Origin of the sequence: Phycicoccus elongatus Lp2 (genome assembly GCF_000367525.1) — a bacterium.
GTDB lineage: Bacteria > Actinomycetota > Actinomycetes > Actinomycetales > Dermatophilaceae > Phycicoccus_A > Phycicoccus_A elongatus.
This window is the reverse complement of record NZ_HF570956.1, coordinates 671405-680056: the sequence shown is the minus strand read 5'-3', so window position 1 is coordinate 680056 and position 8652 is coordinate 671405. Positions and strand designations below refer to the sequence as shown.

Here is an 8652-nt window from a genome sequence, read left to right as displayed (position 1 = left end):
CGCCGGGCGCACCTGCCCCGGGTCGGGACCGACGGCGAGATCCACGCCCAGGACCGGCAGGACGCCCGCCGCGATCGCCGCCGTCGCGAACCGCACCGCACCATAGAGCCCGTCTCGGTCGGTGAGCGCGAGCGCTGGCTGGCCGTGCGCGGCGGCCCGCTCGACGAGGGCCTGCGGGGTGCTCGCGCCGTGCCGCAGCGAGAAGCCGGAGGCGACGTGAAGGTGGGCGAAGTCAGTCATCGGTCTCGAATCGGTATGCCGCGGGGCCAGGTCAACGGGTCAGGTCCGTGTCGCGCGTTCTCTGTTCTGCGCCACCTCAGTTCTGCGCTGCAGGCGGTCATGCTGGTCAGGCCGGTCAGGCCGGTCAGGCCGAGCGGACCGGCGCGAGCCGGGGCGTGGGATCAACCCGGGTCGGCAACCCGATGACGAGCTCGGCACGGGCGAGGAATGCCTCGGCATCGCGCAGCAGGTCGTCGGCCTCGCGGACGCTGACCCGGATCCGGCCGGACTCCACGAGCGGCATTCGACGGGTGATGACGGCGAAGTGACGGGCCCACTCGGACAACTCGGGGGTGAGTCGGCCGAGCAGGTCCCACAGGCTCACCGGGCCGAGCGAGGAGGATCGGTCGCGCCGGTCCCGCGCGGCGACGACGGCTGCCGCGGCCCGCAGCGCCGCGATCTGGGCGGCGTGGTGGCGTGCGGTGGCGGACTCCGCGGCATACCCCACCAAGAGGGAGTCGTGGGCGCGCTCGACGAGAGCCAGGGTGCTGGTGGTCATGACGATCGCCTTTCAGTCGAGGATGCCGAGGAGGACCCAGGGGTCGGTCGCGGCCGGCCCGTCCGTGCCGAGCTCGGCGATGACCGGGGTCGCGCTGCGGCCGGCCTGGGCCCGGACCCGCCAGACCTGCCGATCCCCCAGGCCCGGGCCCGGACCGCGCCACCAGGCACGCCGCTCGCTCCAGTGCCCATCGATGCCCCGGACCGCATAGACCCGACCGCGCCAGAGGAAGGCCCGCGGTGCTCCCGGTGCCTGGCCGTCGGCCGGCTCGTCCTCGACCCTGACCTCGATCGGCTCGTCGAATCTGCGCAGCACGACATGGGCTCCCTTCGAGCCGTAATGGATGGTGTGGAGACGACCTGCACATTGTCGAACGCGTGTTCGAACAATGCCCAGAGTAGCCCCACCCCGAGCACACGCGTCAAGTCCTGCGTGACAGAGTGCGGCCCGCGGACGACATCACAGCTGCGGGCGCGCAGTTCACCGTCAGCCGCGCCGATCGCGGGACCTGCCTGCCATCTTGGCCCTGCTGCACGACGACGTCCTCGGGGCCTCCGCGAGCCTGTCGACCCCACGCCCACCGACACCCACGAGCGCGCCTTCGAGGCCATCACCGCGGATCCGGCCCACCACCGGTTCTACGGCCGCCTCGGGTATGCCGCGTCCCACGAGGGCTTCAAGCGTCGCCTCTGAAGACCCCGGCCCCCTACGCTTCCGCCATGAGCGTCGAGCAGGGGCCGGACCGGGCCGATCATCCGGCGGTCAGCCGGGTCCTCGCTGTCCTGGCCGCCTTCGGACACACACCGCAGATCCGCCACCTGCCCGATGCGGTGCGCACCGCCAAGGCGGCGGCCGAGGCGTTGGGCATCACCCCGGCCGAGATCGCCAACTCCCTCGTGTTCGCTGCTGACGCGGGCGACGGAACGCCACCGGTCCCACTGCTCGTGCTCTCCTCCGGCGGACACCGGGTCGACACGATCAAGATCGCCGACACCCTCGAGTGCGCCCCGCTGCGCCAGGCGACGCCCGAGGAGGTCCGGGCGTGGACGGGCTTCGCCATCGGCGGGGTCGCCCCGGTCGGCAGCCTCAGCCCACTGCGCACCGTCGTCGACGTCAGCCTGGCCCGATTTGCCGTGGTCTGGGCGGCCGCCGGCCACTCCCACTCGGTCTTCGCGACGACCTACGACGACCTACTGACGATGACAGCCGGCACACCGGTCGAGGTGGTCTGACCGGGCGCGAGTCTCCGCGGCAGGCGCCTGCCTGGGGCGTCTGGCTCAGACGAGCGACATGTCCGAGGCCAACCCGAGGTTGCGGTGCACCTCGAGGGTCGCGGTCGACCGGTTCATCGTGATGAAGTGCAGCCCCGGCGCGCCCTCGCCGAGCATCCGCTGAGCCAACTCCGTGGCGATCTCCACACCCACTGCGCGCACCGCGGCCGCATCCTCACCGACCGCCTCGAGCCGCGACACCACGGCCGCGGGCAGGGGCGTCCCCATGAGCTGCGACATCCGCTGGATCTGCCGGAGGTTGGTCACCGGCATGAGGCCGGGAGTCACCGGCAGGTGGGGGCGGGCCGCCACGGCATCGCGCAACCGGAGGTAGGTGTCGGCGTCGAAGACCATCTGGGTCACCGCGAAACTCGCGCCGGCATCGGCTTTGCGCACGAGCACCTCGATGTCGTGATCGAGGCCAGGACTGCTCGGGTGGACGTCCGGGAAGGCCGCGACGCCGATCGTGAAGTCACCCAGGCCGCGGATCAACTCGACGAGCTCGTCGGCGTGGGAGAGCCCGCCCTCGGTGGGCAGCCATTCCCCCCCGACGTTGCCGGGCGGGTCCCCGCGGAGGGCGAGGATGTTGCGAATCCCGGCCGCGGCATACGCACCGACGACGCGACGCAATTGCGGCACCGTCGCGCCCACACACGTCAGGTGCGCCAAGGGCACCAGTGAGGTCTCGCGGGCGATCCGCTCCGTGACGCGGATCGTGCGGTCCTGGGTCGTGCCACCCGCGCCGTAGGTCACCGACACGAAGTCCGGCCGGATCCGCTCGAGATGCCGGATCGCCTCCCAGAGCTGGGCCTCGGAGCCGTCGTCCTTCGGCGGGAAGAACTCGAAGCTGATCGAGGGCCGCTCCGCACGGAGGCGATATGGGATGTGCGGGACCATGCGGCCAAGGGTAGGCGAGAGCGACGACGTAGGCTTTCGGTCATCCACGTCGCGGTCAGACCCGCGACCGCCCGTCCCGGAGGACCCCGTGCCCAGCCCGCTCGACCAGGCCGACCTGCGCCAGCGCGTCCAGGCGTGCATCGATGGCGAGTTGGTTCACCAGCGCGAGGTCCTCGCCGAGATCGGGCCCGACGTCGACGACCTCGTCGACGCGATCGGCCTGCTGCTCACCGGTGGAAAGCGCCTTCGCGCCGCCTTCCTCTATTGGGGGCACCGGGCGGCCGGTCGCCCCGACAGCGATGCAGCCGTCCGTCTGGCGACGTCGATGGAGTTCTTCCAGGGCGCGGCGTTGATCCACGACGACGTCATGGACGACAGCGACACCCGCAGGGGTATGCCGGCCGCGCACCGCGCGCTCGCCAGCCACCACACCGGGCGGGGCTGGGCCGGGGATGCCGACCGCTTCGGGATGGCCGGGGCGATTCTCGCCGGCAACCTCTGCCTGAACTGGACCGAGGAGCTGTACGCCACCAGCGGACTGGCCACCGAGGACCTGACGCGGGCACGAGGGCTCTTCGACCGGATGCGGACCCAGTTGATGGCCGGGCAGTTCCTCGACGTCGTCGAGTCGGTGCGACCGTGGGCGGGGCTCGACGACAGCGAGCGCGTCGCCCGGGCGTCCCGGGTGATCCGGTACAAGAGCGCGAAGTACACGATCGAGCACCCGCTGCTGATCGGCGCGACGACCGGTGGTCTGGGCGAGACCGACCTGACCGAGTTGTCGTCCTATGGACTCGACCTCGGGCACGCCTTCCAGCTGCGCGACGACATCCTCGGGGTCTTCGGGGACCCGGAGACGACCGGCAAACCGGCCGGGGACGACCTGAGGGAGGGCAAGCGCACCGTGCTCGTGGCGCACACCCTCACCGGTGCCTCCGCGGCCGGCCGTGGGCGGGTCGAGGAGTTGCTCGGCCGCGCCGACCTGGCCCAGGAACACGTCGAGGACCTGCGGGCGATCATCACCGAGTCCGGTGCCGTCACCGCCGTCGAGGCCGAGATCAGCCGGTTGGCCGAGCAGTCCTTGGCCGCCCTGGGTCGGGCCGCGGGTGTCGCCGCCGACGCCCGGGCGGTGCTCGCCGACCTTGTCGAGATCTCGACCGCCCGCACGGCCTGACGCGCGCACTCGACCACACCCGCCCGGACCAGACCTCGCACCCGACCACACCTGTGGCTGGCGTCCGGTGCGAGATCTGTATGGAGTCGGCCCTCAGAAGGCGGCCTCCATGGCGCGACGACGCACCTCGGTCTTGTGGCCGGCCCGGATCGCGTCGATCGGGGCGCCGTCGACGGGCAACGTCGGGTCAGCCGCGAAGAGCCACGCGATGATCTCCTCATCGCTCATCCCCCCGTCGGCGAGAACCGTGAAGGTGCCCCTCAAGGCAGGGAGGGGCCCAGTCTCGTCGAGGAACTCGGCCGGCACGGCCAGCGCCTTGTGCTCACCGCGGCGTATGCCGATGAGCTCACGATCGTCGAGCCACCGGCGCACCGTCGACAGGCGTTCGCCGTAGCGCTCGACGAGATCGGGAAGGGTCAGCCACGCGCTGACGCGGTCGAGGTCACTCACGCGCACAAGCGTGCCACGGGCCCCCACGACGCGCCTCCCCGGATCCTCCGGTTCCCTCGGTTACCCTCGCGAGGAGTCACACCTGTCACATGCGCACCAGATCGCACGTTCGGAGGATCTCCCCCATGGTCTTGTTCACGGCCCCCGCCCTGCCGGCGGAGATCGTTTCCCTGCCCAGCCTGCCGGCAACGACCGCGACCGTCCGAACCAACACCACGGCGCCCAACGGTTGGACCGAGTACCAGGTCAAGGGCGGCGACACCCTGATCGGCCTGGCCGCGATCTTCAAGACCAGTCCTGGCGAGCTCGCGGCGCACAACAACCTGGCCAATCCACGCGCACTTCGCGCCGGGAGCACCATCCTCGTGCCCCGCGGCGACGCTGCATCAACGGGCCAGAGCGGCCCCGCAGCCCCGGCCGACCCCGCACCCCCGGCCACGGCATACACGGTCAAGCAGGGCGACACCTTGTGGTCGATCGCGGCCTCGCACAGCATCGGCCTTCCCAGCCTGGTGAAAGCCAACGGCCTGAACCCCCGCTCCCACATTCATCCCGGCCAGGTCCTGCAGATCACGACGATGGTGGCAGCCGCGCAGACCGCCCCCGCCAAGCCGGCGCCGGCGCCCGAGACGCCACCTGCATCCCAACAGAGCGATGGCCACGACACGGTCTTCCCCGGGGGAACGCCAGCGATGTCGAAGAACCCGGCCACGAATCGGGCGGCCTTGGCCGCCGCCACCGTCCCGAGTCGCTCTGCCACGCGCGACCTCATCGTCGCCACCGCGAGCCAGCACGGTGTCGACCCCAAGCTCGCGCTCGCGATCTCCATGCAGGAGTCCGGCTGGAACCAACGCAATGTCTCCGGCGTCAACGCGATCGGGGCGATGCAGGTCATCCCCGCCGGTGGCCAGTGGGCCGAGGCCATGATCGGGCGCGATCTCAATCTGCTCGATACCCGCGACAACGTCACGGCCGGAGTCGTCATGCTCCGCACTCTCGGGTCCATGGCCACCAGCGAGGACGAGGTCATCGCGGCCTACTACCAGGGCTTCGCCTCGGTGCGGAGCAAAGGTTGGTTCAAGGACACCCACTTCTACGTGCGCTCGGTCAAGGCCCTCAAGGACCGCGTCTGACGCTTTCTGACAGGTCGGGTACGACGAACGATGGCGGGGTGAGACAGGGTGAACGCCTACACTCGGGGGGTGTCTTCGCCTGCTGTTCCCGACCTCGTCGGTGAGGTCCTCGACGGCAGGTATGAAGTCCTCGAACACCTCGCCGACGGCGGCATGGCCATCGTCTACCGAGCTCTGGACCTGCGCCTCCATCGTGAGGTGGCCCTCAAGGTCCTCCGCCCGCACCTGGTCCACGACGACGAGTTCGTGCGTCGTTTCGAGCGCGAGGCTCGCTCGGCGGCAGGACTGCAGCACCCTCACATCGTCGGCGTGCTCGACTACGGCTCCGACAACGGGCACCTCTTCATCGCCATGGAGTACGTCGCCGGGCGCACCTTGCGGCAGGTACTCGAAGACGAGGGCTCACTGACGCCGCGCGCCGCGCTCGACATCCTCGACCCGACCCTCGACGCACTCGCCCACGCCCACCGCGCCGGGCTCATCCACCGGGACGTCAAGCCCGAGAACGTCCTGCTGCGCGACGACGGCGTCGTCAAGGTCGCTGACTTCGGTCTCGTGCGCGCCGTGACCAGCCAGACGGTCACGTCATCGAGCCAGGTCCTCCTCGGCACGGTGGCCTATGTCTCCCCCGAGCAGGTGGGCCGAGGCATCGCCGACGCCCGCTCCGATGTGTATGCCGCGGGGCTGATTCTCTTCGAGATGCTCACCGGCGAGAAGGCCTTCAGTGGCGACCTGCCGGTCAACGTCGCCTTCCAGCACGTGCACGAGGACGTCCCCAAGGTCTCGTCCAAGGTCGCCGGCACCCCCAAGGTGCTCGACGAGATCGTCTCGGCCGCTGGGGCGCGTGATCCCGACCTGCGACCCACCGATGCCGCCGAGTTCCGCTCCTTGCTCGCCGGCGCTCGCTCGCGGCTCTCGGACCAGCAACTCGACCGTCGGCTCGGCACCGCCCACACGGGCACCGACGGTAGCGGCCGCAGCGCGGCGGCGCTCTCGGCGGCGACGGCGCCATTGCCGGTCCCTTCGAGTGATGTCGCGACGACGACCCTGCCCACCGCGACCCCGCAGCCCGCCCTGCCGCCCGTGCGCACGGCATACCCGGTGAAGCGCAAGCGCAAGGCGTGGCCGTGGGTGCTCGTCGCCCTCTCGGCGGCCCTCCTGGCGGCCACGGTCTGGGTCTTCACGAAGGGCCCGCTCACGCCCACGCCGGTGCCCAAGGTCGAAGGCCTCGAGCTCGCCGCCGCGCAGAAGTTACTCACCAGCGTGGGCCTGGCGTCGAGCACCCAGCAGGCGTTCTCGGAGGACGCTGCCGCCGGCATCGTGATCTCCAGCGACCCTCGGGCGGGCACGACGATCCGCAAGTCGCAGACCGTGGGCCTGATCGTGTCCAAGGGCCCGGAGCGGTATGCCGTGCCCCCACTGGCCAACCTCTCCGTCGACCAGGCGTTGGCCGCCCTCAAGGAGGCCCGCCTCAGCTCGGGCCGGCAGAGCCAGGAGTTCTCCGAGACGGTCACCCAGGGCGCCATCATCTCCGTCGACCCGGCCGAAGGCACTCCCCTTCCACCGGGCGGTGCGGTCAACCTTGTCATCTCCAAGGGACGCCAGCCGATCGCTGTCACCAACGTCGAGGGCAAGTCGCTGGCCGACGCCAAGAGCACTCTCGAGGGTGCCGGGCTGGTCGTCGCGGTCGGCAGCGAGGAGAACAGCGACACCGTGCCCAAGGGCAACGTCATCTCGCAGACTCCCCCCGGCGGGCAACTCTTCAAGGGCGACACCGTCACGGTTGTCGTCTCCAAGGGTCCGGTGCTCGTCGCCGTCCCCGATGTCGTCGGCAATCAGGTCGGCGCGGCCACGGCGACCCTTGAGGCGGCCGGCCTCCGCGTCAAGGTGCAGAAGTTGCTGCCGGGCATCAACTTCGGCACGGTGCAGAGCACCGATCCGGCGGCCGGCACCCAGATCCCCAAGGGTTCGACAGTCACCTTGAAGACCGTCTGACGTGCGCTCGGCGACCACCGCGAGGCTGGCGGCCTTCCTCCTCATCTGCGTGACCGCGGTCTGGGGCTCGACCTTCTTCCTCATCAAGGACCTGGTCCGGACCGTGCCACCGGCGGACTTCCTCGCCGTGCGCTTCGCCATCGCGGCCGTCGCGATGCTGGCCCTCTTCCACCGTCAGGTGCGCCGCTTGAGCACCCGTGACGTGCGGCTCGGGGTCATCCTGGGAGCCCTCTACGGGGGAGCACAAGTGCTCCAGACGATGGGGCTACAGCACACGGACGCCTCCATCTCGGGCTTCATCACCGGGACGTACGTCGTGCTCACCCCCGTGTTTGCCGCCGTCCTCCTCAGGGACCGCATCTCCGGGGTGGCGTGGTTCGCGGTGGCCCTGGCCACGATCGGGTTGGCCGTGCTGTCCCTGCGCGGATTCGCCGTGGGGATCGGGGAGGCCCAGACCCTCGTGGCCGCTGCCATCTATGCCCTGCACATCATCGCGCTCGGCCGGTGGTCGACCAGCGACACGGCCGTCGGGCTGGCGACGGTCCAGGCAGGCGTCATCGCGGCGATCTGCTTCGTGGCCGCCCTGCCCGGTGGCCTCACCCTGCCGCACTCCACCGGGCAGTGGACCTCGATGCTCTACATGGCGCTCGTCGCGGGAGCCTTCGCCCTCTGGGCGCAAACCTGGGCCCAGGCCCACCTCACGGCCACCAAGGCGGCCATCGTCATGTCGCTCGAGCCCGTCATGGCCGCCTTCTTCGCGGTCCTCTTCGGCGGCGAGTCGTTGACCACACGCATGCTGATCGGCGGCGCCCTGGTCATCGGCGCCACCTACCTGGTGGAGCTGCGCCCCGGGGCTCGCGACCCGGCGGCAACAGCACTGGAGGATCCGCCGGCCGAAGCGCTGCACCACGAAGCCTGACCACGAGCCTGACACCCAACCTGCAGGATCGGGCG

10 protein-coding genes are annotated in these 8652 nt (G+C 70.6%); 5 read left to right on the top strand and 5 right to left on the bottom strand.

Going from position 1 to position 8652, the window contains the following annotated elements; translation table 11 throughout:
- From BN10_RS03245 to BN10_RS03235, 3 genes are all read right to left on the bottom strand, one after another.
- The coding region (locus BN10_RS03245) for a PHP domain-containing protein (RefSeq protein WP_040750880.1) at positions 1–240 on the bottom strand (240 nt) is incomplete at its 3' end.
- A 124-nt stretch (positions 241–364) separates the two neighbouring features.
- Positions 365–778, bottom strand: a complete 414-nt coding sequence (locus BN10_RS03240; protein WP_010849733.1) for an SAV_6107 family HEPN domain-containing protein — start codon at positions 776–778, stop codon at positions 365–367.
- Positions 779–790: 12 nt separating this feature from the next.
- On the bottom strand, positions 791–1093 hold the full coding sequence (locus tag BN10_RS03235) for a DUF6504 family protein (protein ID WP_010849732.1): 303 nt from the start codon (positions 1091–1093) through the stop codon (positions 791–793).
- A 404-nt stretch (positions 1094–1497) separates the two neighbouring features.
- On the opposite strand from BN10_RS03235, the gene BN10_RS03230 reads away from it, so the two are divergent.
- A complete protein-coding gene (locus tag BN10_RS03230) occupies positions 1498–2010 on the top strand; it encodes a YbaK/EbsC family protein (protein WP_010849730.1) in 513 nt (170 codons plus the stop codon).
- 45 nt (positions 2011–2055) lie between these two features.
- Here the strand turns inward: BN10_RS03230 and metF are convergent, their stop codons facing one another.
- Positions 2056–2946 (bottom strand): methylenetetrahydrofolate reductase [NAD(P)H], encoded by an 891-nt coding sequence (gene metF / locus BN10_RS03225; protein WP_010849729.1) that lies wholly within the window; start codon positions 2944–2946, stop codon positions 2056–2058.
- An 88-nt stretch (positions 2947–3034) separates the two neighbouring features.
- Here metF and BN10_RS03220 point away from each other — a divergent pair, with 88 nt between their 5' ends.
- Positions 3035–4120, top strand: coding sequence for a polyprenyl synthetase family protein (locus tag BN10_RS03220; protein WP_010849728.1), 1086 nt, complete (start codon positions 3035–3037; stop codon positions 4118–4120).
- Positions 4121–4213: 93 nt separating this feature from the next.
- Here the strand turns inward: BN10_RS03220 and BN10_RS03215 are convergent, their stop codons facing one another.
- Positions 4214–4576: an Rv2175c family DNA-binding protein gene (locus tag BN10_RS03215; protein ID WP_407674661.1), complete on the bottom strand. Its 363-nt coding sequence runs from the start codon at positions 4574–4576 to the stop codon at positions 4214–4216.
- A 119-nt stretch (positions 4577–4695) separates the two neighbouring features.
- On the opposite strand from BN10_RS03215, the gene BN10_RS03210 reads away from it, so the two are divergent.
- The 3 genes from BN10_RS03210 to BN10_RS03200 all read left to right on the top strand — a co-directional run bounded on the left by BN10_RS03210 (position 4696) and on the right by BN10_RS03200 (position 8617).
- Entirely contained in the window at positions 4696–5703 is a 1008-nt protein-coding gene (locus BN10_RS03210; RefSeq protein ID WP_010849726.1) for a lytic transglycosylase, read from the top strand.
- Between the two features lie 69 nt (positions 5704–5772).
- Positions 5773–7698, top strand: a complete 1926-nt coding sequence (gene pknB, locus BN10_RS03205) for a Stk1 family PASTA domain-containing Ser/Thr kinase (RefSeq protein WP_040752386.1) — start codon at positions 5773–5775, stop codon at positions 7696–7698.
- 1 nt (position 7699) lies between these two features.
- Positions 7700–8617 (top strand): DMT family transporter, encoded by a 918-nt coding sequence (locus BN10_RS03200; protein WP_010849724.1) that lies wholly within the window; start codon positions 7700–7702, stop codon positions 8615–8617.
- The last annotated feature ends 35 nt before the right edge of the window (positions 8618–8652 follow it).

Coding starts and splice junctions, on each gene's coding strand:
- BN10_RS03230 (WP_010849730.1), top strand. CDS start 1,498: ATGAGCGTCGAGCAGGGGCCGGACCGGGCCGATCATCCGGCGGTCAGC.
- BN10_RS03210 (WP_010849726.1), top strand. CDS start 4,696: ATGGTCTTGTTCACGGCCCCCGCCCTGCCGGCGGAGATCGTTTCCCTG.
- metF (WP_010849729.1), bottom strand. CDS start 2,946: ATGGTCCCGCACATCCCATATCGCCTCCGTGCGGAGCGGCCCTCGATC.
- BN10_RS03240 (WP_010849733.1), bottom strand. CDS start 778: ATGACCACCAGCACCCTGGCTCTCGTCGAGCGCGCCCACGACTCCCTC.